The sequence below is a fragment of the Stenotrophomonas genospecies 3 genome, from assembly GCF_054473855.1.
Genome location: NZ_JBTMUR010000021.1, coordinates 1 through 17118, shown reverse-complemented (window position 1 = coordinate 17118; position 17118 = coordinate 1). Strand labels below are relative to the sequence as shown.

At 66.8% G+C, this 17118-nt stretch carries 15 protein-coding genes; 3 read left to right on the top strand and 12 right to left on the bottom strand.

Going from position 1 to position 17118, the window contains the following annotated elements:
- Nucleotides 1-32: 32 nt before the first annotated feature.
- The 7 genes from ACX9OT_RS20505 to ACX9OT_RS20475 form a co-directional block, all read right to left on the bottom strand.
- Nucleotides 33-857 (bottom strand): ferritin-like domain-containing protein, encoded by an 825-nt coding sequence (locus tag ACX9OT_RS20505; RefSeq protein WP_459003475.1) that lies wholly within the window; start codon nt 855-857, stop codon nt 33-35.
- A gap of 9 nt (nt 858-866) precedes the next feature.
- Entirely contained in the window at nt 867-2333 is a 1467-nt protein-coding gene (gene purF, locus ACX9OT_RS20500; protein ID WP_032129068.1) for an amidophosphoribosyltransferase, read from the bottom strand.
- Nucleotides 2334-2363: 30 nt separating this feature from the next.
- A complete protein-coding gene (locus ACX9OT_RS20495) occupies nt 2364-3143 on the bottom strand; it encodes a CvpA family protein (protein ID WP_049400926.1) in 780 nt (259 codons plus the stop codon).
- Between the two features lie 46 nt (nt 3144-3189).
- Nucleotides 3190-4218 carry an SPOR domain-containing protein gene (locus ACX9OT_RS20490; RefSeq protein WP_100437391.1) on the bottom strand — a complete coding sequence of 343 codons (1029 nt, stop codon included), beginning with the start codon at nt 4216-4218 and terminating at the stop codon, nt 3190-3192.
- Nucleotides 4219-4299: 81 nt separating this feature from the next.
- A complete protein-coding gene (gene folC / locus ACX9OT_RS20485) occupies nt 4300-5571 on the bottom strand; it encodes a bifunctional tetrahydrofolate synthase/dihydrofolate synthase (protein ID WP_459003472.1) in 1272 nt (423 codons plus the stop codon).
- A 41-nt stretch (nt 5572-5612) separates the two neighbouring features.
- Nucleotides 5613-6257 (bottom strand): histidine phosphatase family protein, encoded by a 645-nt coding sequence (locus ACX9OT_RS20480; RefSeq protein ID WP_008268389.1) that lies wholly within the window; start codon nt 6255-6257, stop codon nt 5613-5615.
- A gap of 249 nt (nt 6258-6506) precedes the next feature.
- Complete coding sequence (locus ACX9OT_RS20475; RefSeq protein ID WP_459003469.1) at nt 6507-8669, bottom strand: S46 family peptidase; 2163 nt, start codon at nt 8667-8669, stop codon at nt 6507-6509.
- 478 nt (nt 8670-9147) lie between these two features.
- On the opposite strand from ACX9OT_RS20475, the gene tdh reads away from it, so the two are divergent.
- A complete protein-coding gene (gene tdh / locus ACX9OT_RS20470; protein WP_010483949.1) occupies nt 9148-10170 on the top strand; it encodes an L-threonine 3-dehydrogenase in 1023 nt (340 codons plus the stop codon).
- A 160-nt stretch (nt 10171-10330) separates the two neighbouring features.
- Here the strand turns inward: tdh and ACX9OT_RS20465 are convergent, their stop codons facing one another.
- Nucleotides 10331-11026, bottom strand: a complete 696-nt coding sequence (locus ACX9OT_RS20465) for a TorF family putative porin (RefSeq protein ID WP_032129063.1) — start codon at nt 11024-11026, stop codon at nt 10331-10333.
- Between the two features lie 206 nt (nt 11027-11232).
- Here ACX9OT_RS20465 and kbl point away from each other — a divergent pair, with 206 nt between their 5' ends.
- On the top strand, nt 11233-12441 hold the full coding sequence (kbl, locus tag ACX9OT_RS20460) for a glycine C-acetyltransferase (protein WP_459003467.1): 1209 nt from the start codon (nt 11233-11235) through the stop codon (nt 12439-12441).
- An 84-nt stretch (nt 12442-12525) separates the two neighbouring features.
- On the opposite strand, the gene ACX9OT_RS20455 is transcribed toward kbl, so the two are convergent.
- The 4 genes from ACX9OT_RS20455 to ACX9OT_RS20440 all read right to left on the bottom strand — a co-directional run bounded on the left by ACX9OT_RS20455 (nt 12526) and on the right by ACX9OT_RS20440 (nt 15595).
- Nucleotides 12526-12861: a hypothetical protein gene (locus tag ACX9OT_RS20455; protein ID WP_005412356.1), complete on the bottom strand. Its 336-nt coding sequence runs from the start codon at nt 12859-12861 to the stop codon at nt 12526-12528.
- A gap of 85 nt (nt 12862-12946) precedes the next feature.
- Nucleotides 12947-13756: a pseudouridine synthase gene (locus ACX9OT_RS20450; protein ID WP_459003465.1), complete on the bottom strand. Its 810-nt coding sequence runs from the start codon at nt 13754-13756 to the stop codon at nt 12947-12949.
- A 20-nt stretch (nt 13757-13776) separates the two neighbouring features.
- Entirely contained in the window at nt 13777-14283 is a 507-nt protein-coding gene (locus tag ACX9OT_RS20445; protein WP_010483956.1) for a hypothetical protein, read from the bottom strand.
- 220 nt (nt 14284-14503) lie between these two features.
- Nucleotides 14504-15595 carry an OmpA family protein gene (locus ACX9OT_RS20440; protein ID WP_010483958.1) on the bottom strand — a complete coding sequence of 364 codons (1092 nt, stop codon included), beginning with the start codon at nt 15593-15595 and terminating at the stop codon, nt 14504-14506.
- A 357-nt stretch (nt 15596-15952) separates the two neighbouring features.
- On the opposite strand from ACX9OT_RS20440, the gene ACX9OT_RS20435 reads away from it, so the two are divergent.
- Complete coding sequence (locus tag ACX9OT_RS20435; protein ID WP_459003462.1) at nt 15953-16972, top strand: zinc-binding alcohol dehydrogenase family protein; 1020 nt, start codon at nt 15953-15955, stop codon at nt 16970-16972.
- The last annotated feature ends 146 nt before the right edge of the window (nt 16973-17118 follow it).

Below are 17118 nucleotides of genomic sequence, written 5' to 3'. Positions count from 1 at the left end.
CAAACGACTTAATCCCCTCCGTCCCCTTTTCTTCAACCGGCCTGTTCAATCAGGTTGGCCAACTCATCCGCATCGAACCCGGCCAGCAGGCGCGCTTCGATGTTGAATGGCCCATGCAGGTAGCCGCCGGCGTACTCCACCAGCAGTTCCTTGAAGCGCGCACGCGGCTCGACAGCGGCGCGGTCGCAGTACCAGCGATACCAGCGCGAACCGGCAGCGACGTGCGCCACTTCCTCGCGCAGGATCACTTCCAGCACATCGGCGGTTTCGCCATCGCCGACATTGCGCAGCTTCCCGATCATGCCGGGCGTTACGTCCAGGCCGCGCGCTTCCAGCACGCGCGGCACCAGCGCCATGCGTGCCAGGCCGTCATGGGCGGTCTTTTGGCACATTTCCCACAGGCCGTTGTGCGCTGGGAAATCGGCATAGTCGTGACCATGCACCTGCAGGCGTTCGCGCAGCAGCATGAAGTGCCGCGATTCGTCGTCGGCACAGCTGACCCAGTCGGCATGGAACGCCGGCGGCAGGCCACGGAAGCGGTATACCGCATCCCAGGCCAGGTCGATCGCGTTGAGTTCGATATGGGCGATGGCGTGGATGAAGGCGGCACGCCCTTCCACACCGCCCAGTCCACGCCGCGGCACTTCACGCGGATGCACCAGCACCAGCTGCGCCGGCCGGCCGGGCATGCGGATCGGCTCCGGCGGCGGTGCATCGGCCGCCACCTTCAGGCGGCCAGCACGGAACGCGGCGGCATAGGCCTGGGTCAGCGCGACCTTGCGCAGCGGGTCGGCTTCGGCCAGGCACTGCTGCGCAGCGCGCAGCAGGTCGCCACCAACGTCGGGTACATCGACCACGCCTGGACCTCAGGCGCGGCGCTTGTGCTTGGCGTCGTCCGAACGCAGCTGCTGGATGCGCTCGAAGTAGCCCGGCTCGATACCCGTCGGGTAGTGGCCGTTGAAGCAGGACGAATCGAAGTTGCGCAGCGCCGGGTTGCCCTCGCTCACCGCCGCTTCCATGTCTTCCAGGTCCTGGTAGATCAGCCAGTCGCAGCCCAGGTGGGCCTCGATCTCTTCCACGGTGCGGTTGTGCGCGACCAGCTCTTCGGCCGCCGGCATGTCGATGCCGTAGATGTTCGGGTAGCGCACCGGCGGTGCCGCGCTGGCCAGGTACACCTTGCGCGCGCCCGCATCACGGGCCATCTGCACGATCTGCTGGCTGGTGGTGCCGCGCACGATCGAGTCGTCCACCAGCAGCACCACGCGGTTGCGGAACTCCAGGTGGATCGGGTTGAGCTTGCGGCGCACCGACTTCACGCGTTCGCCCTGGCCCGGCATGATGAAGGTGCGGCCGATGTAGCGGTTCTTGATGAAGCCTTCGCGGTACTTCACCCCGAGCACGTTGGAGATCTCCAGCGCGGCATCGCGCGAGGTATCCGGGATCGGGATGATGGTGTCGATGTCGTGGTCCGGGCGCAGGCGCAGGATCTTCTCGCCCAGCTTGATGCCCATGCGCATGCGCGCCTTGTGCACCGAGACGTTGTCGATCATCGAATCCGGGCGCGCGAAGTACACGTATTCGAAGATGCACGGGGTGTGCTCGGCCGGCTCGGCGCAGATTTCCGAGAACAGCTCGCCACGCGCGGTGATCACCAGCGCTTCGCCCGGCTGCACGTCGCGCACGCGCTGGAAGCCCAGCACGTCCAGCGCGGCCGACTCGGAGGCGACGATGTACTCGTCACCTTCGGCGTGGCTGCGCTTGCCCAGTACCAGCGGACGGATGCCATGCGGGTCGCGGAAGGCCACCAGGCCCAGGCCCAGCACCACGCTGACCACCGCATAGCCGCCCTTGCAGCGGCGGTGCACGCCGGCCACCGCGCGGATGGCCGCTTCCGGGCTGAGCTGGCGCTGCTGCTCCAGTTCATAGGCGAACACGTTCAGCAGCACTTCGCTGTCCGAATCGGTGTTGACGTTGCGGCGGTCCTGCTCGAACACCTGCTGGCGCAGCGCTTCGGTGTTGATCAGGTTGCCGTTGTGGGCCAGCGCGATGCCGTACGGCGAATTGACGTAGAACGGCTGTGCCTCGTCCATGCCTTCCGAACCGGCGGTCGGGTAGCGCACATGGGCGATGCCGACGCTGCCTTCCAGGGTGGACATGGTGCGGGCATCGAACACATCGCGGACCAGGCCGGTGGCCTTCTGCACGCGCAGGCGGCTGCCGCTGGCGGTGGCGATGCCCGCCGCATCCTGGCCACGGTGCTGGAGAACGGTCAAGCCGTCATACAACTGCCCGGCGACGTTCTGGTTGCCGACGATTCCGACGATGCCACACATGGTGCGAGGTCTCCGCTGGGCTGTGCCCAGTTACAAGGAAGGTGGCCGTACCTGGCCGCGGTGGTCGCCGCGCGCGCGGTCGACGTTGGCCGGATCGCCCGGCTCGATACTGTCCGGCAGTGCAGGAGCGTCCGGGCGCACTTCGGCCGGATCGTAGGAATCGCCCTGTTCCGCTTTCGCAGGCCGCAGCCATCCGCTGCCTGCCACTACCTGGTTGAGGATGCCATTATCGCCTGCCGCGCCCGGCTTTCCCAACCCGGCGCCTGCGTTCTTGCCCAACTCCATCAATGCAGATGGGGACAGCGCGTCGGTCGGCAAGGCCTTGGGCAGCAGATCGGCCCCGGGAACCTCCCAGTGCGGCAGTTTGCTGTTCATCCAGGCCACGGTCGGGTTCAGCAACGGACGCACCGCCGAGCGCTGCCAGGAGGGTTCGGCGGTCAGCGGGGTGAAGCTGCCCAGCAGCAGCAGGACCGCGGCGATCAGGCCGCCTCGCACCGCGCCCAGCACCCCGCCCAGCAGGCGGTCCAGGCTGGTCAGCATGCTGCGGTGGACCAGGGCCTTGATGACCATGCCGATCACCGCGACCACGATCATCACGCCGATGCCGACCCCCAGGTAGCCACCGACGAAGTGCTCGCCTCCGGGGGCCGCCGGCGCGGCCCACCAGTGGGCCGCGTCATTACCGAAGGCGAAGGCTGCCCACGCGGCCAGCAGCCACGACAGGGTGCCGATGACGATTCCGACGAAGCCGCGCAGCATCCCCAGCAGGGTCGAGGCGGCGATCACGATCAGCAGCACCACGTCGATCATGGCGCCCCGCTCCTTCGGCGGCGCTGGCAACGGGGCTGCGCGTGGGTCATGGGTGCGGTCGGACCATGCCGGCCACGCCGACCTTGGCGGCGACCTGCGCCTTCAGCTGCTCGGCGTCAGCGCGGTTGGCCACCGGCCCGACGCGGACGCGATGCAGGGTGCCCTTGTCCGTGCGCACCTGCTCGACGAAAGCGCTGAAACCAGCGGCACGAACCTTGTCGCGCAGGGCATTGGCATCGTTGGCCTGACCGAACGCGCCCAGCTGCACGGCAAAGCCGACGCCGCTGGCAGCCGGTGCTGCCGGTGTGGTCGGCACCGTCGCCGGCTTGCTGGCGGTGGCCTCCGGCTTCGGTTCGGGCTTCGGCGCCGGCTTCGGCGGTTCCGGCTTGGCGGCCGGCGGCGCGGTCGCCGTTGGCGTGCTCGGCGGCAGGCTTTCGCTGCGGACCGGGTTGCCGCTGGCCGAGGGCGCAACAGCTGCGGACGGGGTGCTGGCGCTCGGCGCAGCCGGTGCCGGGGTGGCCGCAACCGGGGCACTGCTGCCGGCCGCCGCGTCCAGGGTGATCACTTCGGCCTTCACATCCGCACGGATCTTCACCGCCTGCAGGCGGGCCGCTTCGGCCTGGGCACGGTCGGCGTAAGGTCCAACGCGAACGCGCCATGCCTGGCGGCCGTTGATGGTGGCCGTTTCAGCGAAGCCCGGCAGCTGCGAGCGCTTCAGGTAGGCGATCACCGCATCGGCGTCGGCCTTGCTGCCGTAGGCACCGAAGGTGACCGCATAGTTGCCGGCGGCGACTGCCGGCGAGGTGTCTACGGTCGGCGGCGTAGCCGGCGTGGCAGCCTCCTGCAGCGGCTTGGCCTGCCCGGTCTGCAGGCCGGTGGCACCACCGGCCGGGGCGACCAGAGGCAGCTCACGGGTTTCGAACTGGCCATCGGCCGGCGCATCCGGCGCGGCGATCGGCACATTGGCGACACCGCTGTCAGGTGCGGGTCCCTTGACCAGCATCGGCAGGAAAATCACGGCCAGTGCCACCAGCACGATGGCACCAATCAGACGCTGTTTCAGAGGCGTATCCACGTGAGGCAGGCAACTGTCCGGAGATTGCCGTCGATTATACGGGTGCCGGACCGGCCGGCGTCGGCGTTGGCTGAACGCGGATCAGGCGTCGCCCTGCAGCCACTGCAGGGCCGCAGCGGCGGTATGGAAGGAGCCGAACACCAGCACCCGGTCACCCCGCTCAGCCTGGGCCAGCACCTGCGCCAGGGCCTGTTCGACGCTATCGGCCAGCGGTGCCTTGGCCGCCACCGTACCGCTCAGGCGTGCCTGCAGCTGAGCGGCGCTCTGTCCACGCGGACCGTCCAGCCCGGCCAGGGTCCACTCGGCCACCACGTCCTGCAGGGCCTGCACCACACCCGCCGCGTCCTTGTCCTGCAACGCGGCGTACACCGCCAGGGTGCGGCCGGCTGACACTTCGGCCTTCAGCGCACGCGCCAGCTGGCCCGCCGCCTGTGGGTTGTGGCCCACGTCCACGCGGATCTGCACGCCGTCGCGCTCGAATGCCTGCATGCGGCCGGAGATACGCGCTGCTGCGATACCGGCAGCCCACGCCGCACGCGGCACCGGCTTGTCCAGCGCGCGCAGGGCGGCGATGGCAGCACCGGCATTGGCCAGCTGGATCGGGCCGGCCAGCGCCGGGGTCGGCAGCTCCATGCGCAGGCCGACGTCGCGCCAGCGCCAGCGCTGGGCGTCGATCGGCTCGTAGAAGTAATCGCTGCCGCCGCGGATCGCGTTGGCACCGACCAGATAGGCACGCGCCAGCACGCTGGACGGCGGATCGGTCTCGCCCAGGATCACCGGCTTCCAGCCGCGGATGATGCCGGCCTTCTCGGCGCCGATCGCTTCGCGGTCCTCGCCCAGCCACTCGGCATGGTCGATGTCCACGGTGGTGATCACTGCCACATCGGCATCGATGATGTTGACCGCATCCAGTCGACCGCCCAGGCCCACTTCCAGAACCGCCAGGTCCAGCCCGGCGTCGGCGAACAGCTGCAAAGCAGCGAGCGTGCCGTACTCGAAATAGGTCAGCGTGGTGTCGCCGCGTGCCGCTTCGACGGCATTGAACGCAGCAACCAGCGCCGCATCGTCGACATCCTGGCCATCGATGCGCACACGTTCGTTGTAGCGCAGCAGATGCGGCGAGGTGTAGGCACCCACCTTCCAACCGGCAGCACGGCCGATGGCCTCGATGAAGGCCACGGTGGAGCCTTTGCCGTTGGTGCCACCGACCACGATGGTGCGCCCGGCCGGCGCGCCAAGACCCATCGCCGTGGCCACGGCGCGCACGCGCTCCAGGCCCATGTCGATGGTCGCCGGGTGCTGGCGTTCAATGTAATCCAGCCAATCGGCCAGGGTGGTCGGGGTGTTCGTCACGGCAGTGCTTCCAGCAGGTACAGGTGGTTCGGTGTGGCGGGTCAGAGTGCGCGGTGCTTGGCTTCGCCGAAGAACGGCGTGTGGTGGGCGCAGTCGTTCAGGCGCACCACTTCCAGGCTGTCCAGATCCGCGCCTTCGAGCAGGTTGAGCGTGGTCGGCGCCTGGCGGAAGGTCCACAGGCGGGAAATCGGCAGGCCCAGCACCTTGCACAGGATCACGCGGTTGACCGCGTCATGGGCAACCACCAGCAGGGTGTCGTGCTCGCCGAGGCCTTCGGTGGCCCGGGCCAGGCCGCGCCAGCTGCGCTCCAGCACCAGCCGCAGCGATTCGCCGCCGGGCATCAGCACGGTATCGGGTTCCTCGCGCCAGGCCTGCAGGCGCGACGGATCCTTCTCGTGGATCTCGCTGGCCAGCAACCCTTCCCATTCGCCGTGGGCGATTTCCTGCAGCTCCGGCTCGGTCAGCAGCATGTCGGCGCGGGCGGCGCCAAGCGCCAGCTGCGCGGTGCGCTGCGCGCGTGACAGCGGCGAGGCAACGGCACGGGTGATGTCCACCGAGGCCAGGCGGGCACCCAATGCCTGGGCCTGGGCTTCACCGATCGGCGAAAGCGGAATATCGATCTGGCCCTGGTAGCGGCCTTCGGCGTTCCACGGCGTTTCGCCGTGGCGGGCAAGCAGGATGCGCATGCGTGCAAGGGGTCCTGGGGGGAGGAGGTTTCCGCGTTTCGTTCACATCCTGTGAAGTACGCGGAACAGGGATGATACCTGTTCGGCGCACCCGGCCGGGCCGGGCATGAAAAAACCCCGCGACGTGGGTCGCGGGGTTTCGGAAACTCCGGCTATCTGGTCGAGGTTGCCGGCCAGCGGCCGGCACTACCATCGGTACAGGCGGTAGATCCACGCCATGCGTGGATGGACAGCCCCGAACCGCGAACCTTACTTGACCAGGTTCAGTTCCTTCAGCAGCTGCGGCGCCGGCGCCACTTCCTGCATGATCCACTGCATGTAGCGGCTGTCGACGGCGATCATGCGGGTCATCACCGGGTCGAACACCCAGTTGGAGCTGACCGATTCCCAGTTGCCATCGAAGGCCAGGCCGACCAGCTTGCCGTTGGCATCCAGCACCGGCGAACCGGAGTTGCCGCCGGTGATGTCCAGGTTGGACAGGAAGTTCACCGGCACCGAACCAATGCGCTTGTCTTCCAGGCCGCCGTAACGCTTGGCCTTGACCGCATCGAGCAGCGCCTTCGGCGAATCGAACGGATCTTCACCGGTTTCCTTCGCCGCCACGCCTTCCAGAGTGGTGAACGGGGTGTACTTCACGCCGTCCTTGCCATAGCCCATGACGTTGCCGAAGGTGATGCGCAGCGACAGGTTGGCATCCGGATAGACGAACTCGCCCTGGCTCTTCTTGTAGTCGGCCACGGCCTGCAGGTACAGCGGGCGGGCGGTCAGTGATTCGCCTTCGCGGATCTTCTTCTGCTCTTCCTGCTTCAGCAGTGCCGGCATGACGGCCACGGCGTACTGGATGGCCGGATCGCTGCTGGCTTCAAACGCGGCACGGTCGGCCTTGAACCACTTCAGGCGTGCGTCCAGGCTGCCCAGCTCGGTGCCCGACAGCTTGCCCACCAGCGACTTCACCGCAGCGGCATCGCTGCCGGCCAGCCACTTGTTCAGCACTTCGTTGTCGCGCTGCGCGGCCGGCAGGGCCACGTACTGGTCCAGCCAGTAGGTCTGCAGCTGCTGGTCCATCTTTGCCACGTAGCGACGGTCCATCTGCTTCAGGCCACCTTCGATGGTGGTCAGGTCGCGTTCCTGGTAACCGGCTTCGCGCTCGGCATCCGGCTTGCTGCGCTCGATCGACAGGCGGTACAGGGTGATCGCTGCGCCAACGGCCGAGGTGTTGTTGAACTGGCCGACGAACAGGTCGCGTTCGCGGGTCGACTTGCTGGTATCCAGATGCTTGAGCAGCTGCGCGTGGGCGGCCAGGGCCGGCTTGCCGGCAGCACCCTGCTTCTTCAGCCAGGCCAGCACGGCGGCTTCTTCAGCCTGCTTCTGGCCGGCGGCGTCGATGCGCTTGAAGCCTTCCAGCTGGCCCAGGTAGTTCTTGGCCACGTTGTTCATGCTGGCGGCGGTCGCGGCGTACTTCACCTTGACGTCGGCGTCGGCCTTGCCGGCGTCGGCGATCATTTTCAGCACTGCGTTGTAGTGCTTGGCGATGGTCGGGTAGGTGAAGCTGGCGGTTTCGTTGAACTCACCGGCCAGTGCATAGCGGTTGGTGCGGCCCGGGTAGCCGGCCACCATCACGAAGTCGTCGGCGCCCAGCGGCTGGTCGGCGAACTTCAGGAAGTGCTTGGGCTGGTACGGCACGTTGTCGGCGGCGAAGGCGGCCGGCTTGCCGTCCTTGCCCACATAGGCGCGGTAGAACGAGAAGTCGCCGGTGTGGCGCGGCCACATCCAGTTGTCGACGTCGCCACCGAACTTGCCGACGCTGCCCGGGGGCGCGTAGACCAGGCGCACATCCTTGATTTCCATGTTGCGGAACAGGCGGTAGGTGTTGCCGCCGGAGAAGCTGTACAGGCGGCAGCGGAAGCCGGCATCGGCCTCACAGGCGGCGACCTGGGCCTTGTCGAAGGCGTCCAGCGCGCGGCTGCGGGCCAGCGGGTCGTTGCCGGCGGCAGCGATGGCGGCCTTGGCCTGGGTGGTGACGTCGGTGATCTGGTCGAGCACGAACACGCGGGCGTTCGGGCCGGCGCTCAGTTCGTCCTTCAGGGTCGGCGCGTTGAAGCCGTCCTTGATCAGGTTCTTCTGCGCGGTCGAATTCAGCTGGATGGCGCCATAAGCGCAGTGGTGATTGGTGACCACCAGGCCCTGCGGCGAGACGAAGCTGGCGGTGCAGCCGCCGAGGGCAACGACGGCGCCCATCGGGTCGCCGGTCAGGTTGGCCAGCTGTTCCGGGGACAGCTTCAGGCCGGCCTTCTGCAGCGGGCCGGCGATTTCCGGCAGCTGCTGCGGCACCCACATGCCTTCAGCGGCATGGGCGACCTGGGCCAGCCCGAGGCTGGCGACGATGGAGAATGCAAGCAGGTTCGAGCGCATGGAGCGGCCCCTGGTAGTGGAACCTTCGATTGTAGCCCGCCGCCCTGCCCCGGCCCGAACCCCGGAAGTCATGGGCCTGCTTCTTGCTCTGCCACGCGCACGTCGGCCGCGCACACGGAAATCGTCCAGAGGGGGCGTGGTCACCCTGGACGGGAACGTTGGCGCCATGGGCCGGGCGCATGCGACTGGCGGGTTGGGCAGGACGCCCAACCCCGGTCTTGCCGTGTGCGCAGGATAGCGCGCACGAGCAAGGCGCCATCGAGCACCATGGAGGGGCTTTAGCGTGTCCTGGCCAGGGTGACCACGCCCCCTTTCCCGGATCAGGGAGGCGCCGCTGTTCGCAGCACGTTCGAAACGCCCGCCAACACACGCCTTTCGTTCCGCCACTGCACCCGCAGCGCAACATGGGAAATCCGCGCGGCACCCTATAATCCGCGCTTTCCCCCTGATGAGTTCCACCCCGATGGCGCAGCAAACGATGAAGGCCCTGGTCAAGCGCGAAGCGGCCAAGGGCATCTGGCTGGAAGAAGTTCCGGTTCCGACCCCGGGCCCGAACGAGGTCCTGATCAAGCTCGAGAAGACCGCGATCTGCGGCACCGACCTGCACATCTACCTGTGGGACGAGTGGAGCCAGCGCACCATCAAGCCGGGCCTGACCATCGGCCACGAATTCGTCGGTCGCGTCGCCGCACTCGGCTCGGCCGTGACCGGCTATGAAATCGGCCAGCGCGTCTCGGCCGAAGGCCACATCGTCTGCGGCCACTGCCGCAACTGCCGTGGCGGCCGCCCGCACCTGTGTCCGAACACCGTCGGCATCGGCGTCAACGTCAACGGCGCCTTCGCCGAGTACATGGTGATGCCGGCCAGCAACCTGTGGCCGATCCCGGACCAGATTCCGTCCGAGCTGGCCGCGTTCTTCGATCCGTACGGCAACGCCGCGCATTGCGCGCTGGAGTTCAACGTGATCGGTGAAGACGTGCTGATCACCGGTGCCGGCCCGATCGGCATCATCGCCGCCGGCATCTGCAAGCACATCGGTGCACGCAACGTGGTGGTGACCGACGTCAACGACTTCCGTCTGAAGCTGGCCGCCGACATGGGCGCCACCCGCGTGGTCAACGTGGCCAACCAGTCGCTGAAGGACGTGATGAAGGAACTGCACATGGAAGGCTTCGACGTGGGCCTGGAAATGAGCGGCAACCCGCGCGCGTTCAACGACATGCTCGACTGCATGTACCACGGCGGCAAGATCGCCATGCTCGGCATCATGCCCAAGGGCGCTGGCTGCGACTGGGACAAGATCATCTTCAAGGGCCTGACCGTGCAGGGCATCTACGGCCGCAAGATGTACGAGACCTGGTACAAGATGACCCAGCTGGTGCTGTCCGGCTTCCCGCTCGGCAAGGTGATGACCCACCAGCTGCCGATCGACGACTTCCAGAAGGGCTTCGACCTGATGGAAGAAGGCAAGGCCGGCAAGGTGGTGTTGAGCTGGAATTGACCCTTCGGGTCAATTCCCCCGCAGGTTTCCTTATCCCCGCGCCGTCGGCGCGCCCCCTCGAACAACAAGGGGGCTCTCCCCCAGCCGGGGTAAGGCATGCGGCTGAAATTGAAAAAGGCGCCCATTGGGCGCCTTTTTCGTGGACATCAGCGAAGGCGCATCAGTTACCGATCGCGACGCTCAGCATCACGCGGCTGTGGGCCAGCTTGCCGGAGTTGTCGCGGCCGTTGCCGTCGGTGCCGTAGTAACCCAGGCCGACCTTGGCCATCCCGAACTGGCGCTCAACGCCGACATTCCAGTCGGTGTAATCCTTGGCGATGCCGTCTTCAAACGTGCTGCGGCCGACATTGGCATTCAGGGTGAAGTCCTTCGGCAGGCCCCAGCTGCCGCCCAGGCCGAAGTACCAGCCATCGGTGCTGCTGTTCCATACATCGTTGGTGTAGGCCACCGTCAGCTTGTAGGTGTCATCCAGCGTGGTGGTGGTGATCAGCTCGTTGTAGTTCTGGTGGCTGGACTTCAGGTAGGTGTAGCGGTTCAGCAGCACGTCGACGTTGACGCGCTCGGTGACGTCCACGCCGTAGCCGATCAGGTAGTCGACCTCGGTCTTCGGATCACCTGCACCGAAGTCCACGCCCGAACCCCAAACGCCGGCATACAGGCCAACCGGGCTGGTGTAGGTGAAACCGGCCTGCAGGGTCGGATCCTCGTCGGTCTGCGACACACCACGGAACAGGTAATCGGAAACAGCGGTGACGTTCCAGCTGTACGGCGATTCGTTTTCCTGGGCGCTGGCGGCGAACGGGGCGGCCAGGGTCAGGGCAGCGGCAATGGCGAGGCAGGCACGGGCGTGCTTCATGAGCGTCTCCGGTGGGGGCGGTGGCGTGGAAGGCGGGGAGCGGGCGTAGCGGCCGGAGCGGGACAGCTCCGGTTCACGAATTTTTAACCAGTTTGCTATTGCGATGCAACATGTGCCGGCCGTGGCGATGCCCCATCCGGGCCGGTCGGCAAGCGGCGATGCCCGGTAGAATCAACGGTTTCCCCGTTCAGAGCCGTGCCCACGCCATGACCGACGCCTCCTCCGCCCTGACCCGCCACTACGCCGAGGAACTGGACGCCATCCGCGCCCAGGGCCTGTTCAAGTCCGAGCGGATCATCACCAGCCCGCAGTCGGCCGAGATCACCCTCGAGGACGGCCGCAAGGTGCTGAACTTCTGTGCCAACAACTACCTGGGCCTGGCCGACCATCCGGACCTGATCCAGGCCGCCAAGGATGCGCTGGATACCCACGGCTTCGGCATGGCCTCGGTGCGCTTCATCTGCGGCACCCAGGACCTGCACAAGCAGCTGGAGAAGCAGATCGCCGACTTCTTCGGCAAGCAGGACACCATCCTGTACGCGGCCTGCTTCGATGCCAACGGCGGCCTGTTCGAGCCGCTGCTCGGCGAGAACGACGCGATCATTTCCGATGCGCTGAACCACGCCTCGATCATTGATGGCGTACGCCTGTGCAAGGCGAAGCGCTTCCGCTACGCCAACTGCGACATGGCCGACCTGGAAGCCCAGCTGCAGGCCGCCGACGCCGCCGGCTGCAAGACCAAGCTGATCACCACCGACGGCGTGTTCTCGATGGACGGCTTCATTGCGCCGCTGGACGAGATCACCGCGCTGGCGAAGAAGTACAACGCGCTGGTGCACATCGACGAATGCCACGCTACCGGCTTCCTCGGTGCCACCGGCCGCGGCTCGGCCGAAGTGAAGGGCGTGCTGGAAAAGATCGACATCATCACCGGCACCCTGGGCAAGGCCATGGGTGGTGCACTGGGCGGCTTCACCTGCGCCAGCGCCGAGGTGATCGAGCTGCTTCGCCAGCGTTCGCGCCCGTACCTGTTCTCCAACTCGCTGCCGCCGCATGTGGTGGCCGCCGGCATCAAAGCGTTCGAGATGCTGGCCGCCGCTGACGATCTGCGCGACACCCTGGTGGAAAACACCCGCTACTTCCGCGAAAAGATGGTCGCCGCCGGTTTCGACGTGAAGCCGGGCGCACACCCGATCAGCCCGGTGATGCTGTACGACGCACCGCTGGCGCAGAAGTTCGCCGAGCGCCTGCTGGAAGAAGGCATCTACGCGATCGGCTTCTTCTTCCCGGTGGTGCCCAAGGGCCAGGCCCGCATCCGCACCCAGATCAGCGCCGCGCACAGTCGCGAGCATCTGGACCGCGCGATCGATGCGTTCACCCGCATCGGTGTCGAGCTGGGCGTGATCAAGGGTTGATCCCCACCGGTCAAAGCGTGCCGACCAAGGTCGGCACCTACCGGGCGTGAGGGCGTGCCGACCGAGGTCGGCACCTTTCCGGCATCACTTCTTTTTCTTCTTGCCCTTCGGCTCGTCCTTGCTGGCCACCACCACCGGCTTGGCGGCAGCATCCTGGCCGTTGCCCTTGGCAACGCGGATGCCATTGGCCTTCATCCAGGCGTCGAACTCATCGGCGGTCATCTTCTTGTCGCCGTTGCTCATCAGGAAGCGGTAGCTGCCGCGACCATCCAGCTCCGGGGTCTTCACTTCCACCACCGGGGTCTCGGCCGGCGTTTCCGCCTTGGCCACCTTCTTGTGGCCACCACAGGCGGTCAGCAGCACCATCGGCAGCAGCAGGCCTGCGCAGCGCAGGGTTTGGTTGAGGGTCGGGTGGTACATGGGCAGGCTCCGTTCGGGAAATTCAGCAGCCAGACGCCCCCTACGTCTGGAACGGTGGCCGGCAACCGCCGGCCGCGGGCGATGATCAGCCCGGTGCAGCGGCCCCCAGCCGCTGCTGGTCACTGACCTCCAGCACCCGCCACTGGCCCTTGCCGAGATCGCCGAGCTGCAGCCCGCCGATCGCAACCCGGACCAGGCGCAGCACCTGCAGGTCGAAGGCCGCCAACAGGCGGCGGATGTGGCGGTTGCGGCCCTCGTCGAGGACCACCTCCAGCCACGCGGTCTTATCGCCGCTGCGCAGCACGCGCACAGCCTGGGCGACGAGGAACTCGCCCTCGTCGTCCACGCCGGCCTGCAGGGCCGCCAGCGTGGCGTCATCGGGCAGGCGGTCGACCTGCACGTGGTAGGTCTTGTCCGGCCCGGTCTGCGGGTCGGTCAGGCGCGCCGCCCATTGCGGATCGTTGCTGAACAGCAACAACCCTTCACTGGCCTTGTCCAGGCGCCCGACCGGCGCGATCCACGGCAGGCCGGCACCATCGAAGCAGCGGTACACGGTGTCGCGGCCACGTTCGTCCTGCGCGGTGGTCACCACCCCACGCGGTTTGTTGAGCATCAGGTACAGGCGCTGAGGCGCGCCCATCAGCTGGCCATCGACCTCGATCGGCGGCGCCGGCTGCCCAATCGGGAATTCGGGATCCCGCACGATGCGGCCGGAGACGCGCACGCGGCCATCGGCGATCCAGCGCGCGGCCTCGCTGCGCGAACACACGCCGGCCTTGGACAGCACGCGCGCCAGGCCATGACGGACACCGGCGGCTGTGGCAGCGGGAGTCGCACGCCCACGCGGTGCGTGGGAGCGGGCGGCGGGGGCGGCAGGTGGGCGGCGCGTGCGCAAGCCTCTGCTCCCCGCGGTGCTTACTTCTTGTCGACCGGCTTGGTCTCAGCCGGTGCTTCGGCCGGGGCCGGAGTGGCGGCCGGAGCCGGACGCGCCTTGACCACACGCACGCCACGCGCCTTCATCCAGGCGTCGAACTCTTCGGCGGTCATGCGCTTGCCGTTCTGGCTCATGTCGAAGCGCCAGGGCGTGTTGTCGAATTCGGTCTGCGGCTTGTAGGCCGCCGGATCGTTCGGCTTCACTGCCGGGGCGCTCGGAATGGCCTTGGCGATGTTCTGGCAACCATCGATGCGCAGGCGCTGCAGCACCTGGTCCAGCGACTGCGACGGATCGTAGTTGCTGCTCAGCACGCCGGCCGGCATGCCCAGCTGGTTGCCACGGATGTAGAGCTCGTCGGCCACCGGCGCGATGGTCGTGGCCGGCAACGGCAGCGGCGAGGCGCTGGTGTTGACCGAGCAATCGACCGCAGCGTGGGCGGCGGGAACCAAGGCCAGCGCCAGGAAGGCGGCCGATGCAGAGCGCAGCATGAAGGGCATCCAGGAAAGGAAGTGACGCGGCGAGTTTAGCAATGCCGCGACAGCTTTCAAGCGCCACTTTCAATGAATACGGCAACTCATTGGTTTTACGGATAAAAACCCGACGAACGGTTGTTCCCGGACCGACGGACACGCGGATTCCGGGCCGCAGAAACAACAAGACCCGGCCGAAGCCGGGTCCTGCTGTGTCCTACTGGCAGAGCGTCAGAACTTAGTTCTGGACGTTCAGCTCGGTACGACGGTTCTTGGCGCGACCTTCCGGGTTGTCCGAACCATCCGGGTTGGTGTTCGGAGCAATCGGACGGCTCTCGCCGTAGCCGATCGGGCCGACCAGGCGACCGGCGTCAACGCCGTTCTTGGTCAGGTAGTTGTACACGGCGGTAGCACGACGCTCCGACAGCTTCTGATTGTAAGCGTCGGTACCCTTCGAGTCGGTGTGACCGGCAACTTCAACGCGCAGATCCGGGTAACGCTTCAGGATCTCGGTGGCTTCGCTCAGGATCGCCACGGCGTCCGGACGCAGGTTCGACTTGTCGAAGTCGAAGTTGACGCCCTTCAGGTCGATGGAGACCGGCACCGGGCAACCGTCCGGACCGATGGTCTGACCCGGCTGCGAGTTCGGGCACTTGTCGTCGCAGTTGTTGACGCCGTCACCGTCGTCATCCAGGTCGGCGCAGCTCGGGGCAACCGGAGCCGGAGCCGGAGCAGCCGCGACCGGAGCCGGGCCCAGCGGGATCACGACGCCGACCGAAGCCAGCACGTCACCGAACCAGTCTTCCTTCGGAGCGGCAACGCTCTGGTCGTCGAAGTCAGCGCGGTAGGCCACTTCGGCGCGGACAGCAACGCGCTTTTCGAAGGTGGTCTGCAGGCCGACGCCCAGCTTGGCGGCAACGTTGCCGTCCTTACGCTGGCGCGGACCGTTGGCATTCAGCGCCGGGTACTCTTCTTCCGACTTCTGGTAGCCCAGGCCACCGACGATGTACGGGTTCCAGCCGCGGCCTTCCTTGATGAAGTGGCGACGCAGGTCCAGCGAGACGCCGTACTGCGACCAGTTCAGGTCCTTGTTCGAATCGAAGTTCGGGTTCTGATAGTTCAGCTCACCGTCCAGCGACCAGTTCGGGCTGATGAACTTGCCCAGGCCCAGGGTCACGAACGGAGCGTCATTGGTCAGACGGTCGCTGTCCTGGAAGTTGAAGCCGGCCGAACCGGTCAGGTACCAGCGGTCATCGAACTCCTGCGCCGAAGCTGCCTGGGCAAAAGCCAGGCCGCCCAGCAGCGCGGCAGTAAGGATCTTCTTGTTCATTGAGTACAGCTCCTATTTCGGGGGTATGAAACCGGTAGAGGCATGGGCCAGCACAAGTGCGTCGATGTACGACAGCCGATTCAGCACGCCACCGCCGCGAACATTATGCTCAGGCGGGTGAAGGCCATGTTAACAGTCCCGTAACATGTGAAGTGTTGCGCCCGACCGTCCGCCGGTCCGACGTTGAAACCCTATACAGGATGATGAAAATCCGCAAGACCCTCACGCTGCAAGGGTTTGACGGGGTTTAGGCGGGGAAAACGACATATTGCGCGGCGCGCTGCATCAAACGGTTCAGCGCGTCTGCGGAAACGTGAGGAACCTTATGATGGAGCCACGAACCCAGCCGGAGCCGTGATGAAAGCCGTCGCCCTGAGTCGTGAATCCGCCCCTGCCCTGTGCGATATCCACCTGCCTCCGCCGCTGCCTCCCCGGGGCCGTGACCTGCTGGTCCGGGTCGAGGCGGTTTCAGTCAACCCCGTCGATGGCAAGCAGCGCGCCAGCACGGATCCGGCCACGCTCCAGGGACCCCGCGTGCTGGGTTGGGACGCCGCCGGCGTGGTCGAGGCGATCGGCGACGAGGCGAGCCTGTTTGCCTCCGGTGACGAGGTTTATTACGCAGGCGATGTCACCCGCCCCGGCTGCAATGCGCAGTACCACTGGGTGGATGAACGCCTGGTCGCGCGCAAGCCAACCACGCTGGATTTCGCTGAAGCCGCAGCGCTGCCGCTGACCACGCTCACCGCCTGGGAGCTGCTGTTCGAGCGCATGCCGCTGCGGCTGGACGATCGCCGCCACGCCGGCCAGCACCTGCTGGTGATCGGCGGTGCGGGCGGGGTCGGCTCGATGGCAATCCAGCTGGGCCGCCATGCGGGTTTCGAGGTGATCGCCACGGCGTCGCGCGAGGCCTCGGCCGACTGGTGCCGGCAGATGGGTGCCCGGCACGTGATCGACCACCGGCAACCACTTCAGGCCCAGCTGCAGGCGCTGGGCATCGACACGGTGCAGGTCGCACTCAACCTGGCCGACACCGATCACTACTGGGACGAACTGGGCCTGCTGCTGGCGCCGCAGGGACATGTGGGCCTGATCGTCGAGCCGCGTGGGCCGCTGCGCATCGGCGATCCCTACAAAGCCAAGTGCATCGGCATCCACTGGGAGTTCATGTTCGCGCGCTCGCGCTTTGCCACTGCCGACTGCATCGAGCAGCACCGCATCCTCAGCCGCACGGCCAGCATGATCGATGCCGGCCAGCTGCGCGGCACCCTCAGTGAAAGCCTGGGCCCGATCAATGCGGCAAATCTGGACATCGCGCATCAGCGCCTGGCCAGCGGACGCACGGTGGGCAAGCTGGCGCTGGCAGGCTGGGGCGACTGAGCCAGGCTGGAACGCCGCTGTAAAGCCGAGCCCATGCCCGGCCGTGCGGTCTGATCGTAGCGTCGAGCGTGCTTGTATGTTCCTCCCGGCTCCTACGAGGTATGTAGGAGCCAGGGTGGAGGGACCGTCAAGCATGCATCTGCGGA

What these genes read in the sequence shown, in the direction of transcription:
- purF (WP_032129068.1), bottom strand. Translation starts at nt 2,333, where the DNA reads ATGTGTGGCATCGTCGGAATCGTCGGCAACCAGAACGTCGCCGGGCAG.
- ACX9OT_RS20495 (WP_049400926.1), bottom strand. Translation starts at nt 3,143, where the DNA reads ATGATCGACGTGGTGCTGCTGATCGTGATCGCCGCCTCGACCCTGCTG.
- ACX9OT_RS20480 (WP_008268389.1), bottom strand. Translation starts at nt 6,257, where the DNA reads ATGCGCATCCTGCTTGCCCGCCACGGCGAAACGCCGTGGAACGCCGAA.
- ACX9OT_RS20475 (WP_459003469.1), bottom strand. Translation starts at nt 8,669, where the DNA reads ATGCGCTCGAACCTGCTTGCATTCTCCATCGTCGCCAGCCTCGGGCTG.
- tdh (WP_010483949.1), top strand. Translation starts at nt 9,148, where the DNA reads ATGAAGGCCCTGGTCAAGCGCGAAGCGGCCAAGGGCATCTGGCTGGAA.
- ACX9OT_RS20465 (WP_032129063.1), bottom strand. Translation starts at nt 11,026, where the DNA reads ATGAAGCACGCCCGTGCCTGCCTCGCCATTGCCGCTGCCCTGACCCTG.
- kbl (WP_459003467.1), top strand. Translation starts at nt 11,233, where the DNA reads ATGACCGACGCCTCCTCCGCCCTGACCCGCCACTACGCCGAGGAACTG.
- ACX9OT_RS20455 (WP_005412356.1), bottom strand. Translation starts at nt 12,861, where the DNA reads ATGTACCACCCGACCCTCAACCAAACCCTGCGCTGCGCAGGCCTGCTG.
- ACX9OT_RS20445 (WP_010483956.1), bottom strand. Translation starts at nt 14,283, where the DNA reads ATGCTGCGCTCTGCATCGGCCGCCTTCCTGGCGCTGGCCTTGGTTCCC.
- ACX9OT_RS20440 (WP_010483958.1), bottom strand. Translation starts at nt 15,595, where the DNA reads ATGAACAAGAAGATCCTTACTGCCGCGCTGCTGGGCGGCCTGGCTTTT.
- ACX9OT_RS20435 (WP_459003462.1), top strand. Translation starts at nt 15,953, where the DNA reads ATGAAAGCCGTCGCCCTGAGTCGTGAATCCGCCCCTGCCCTGTGCGAT.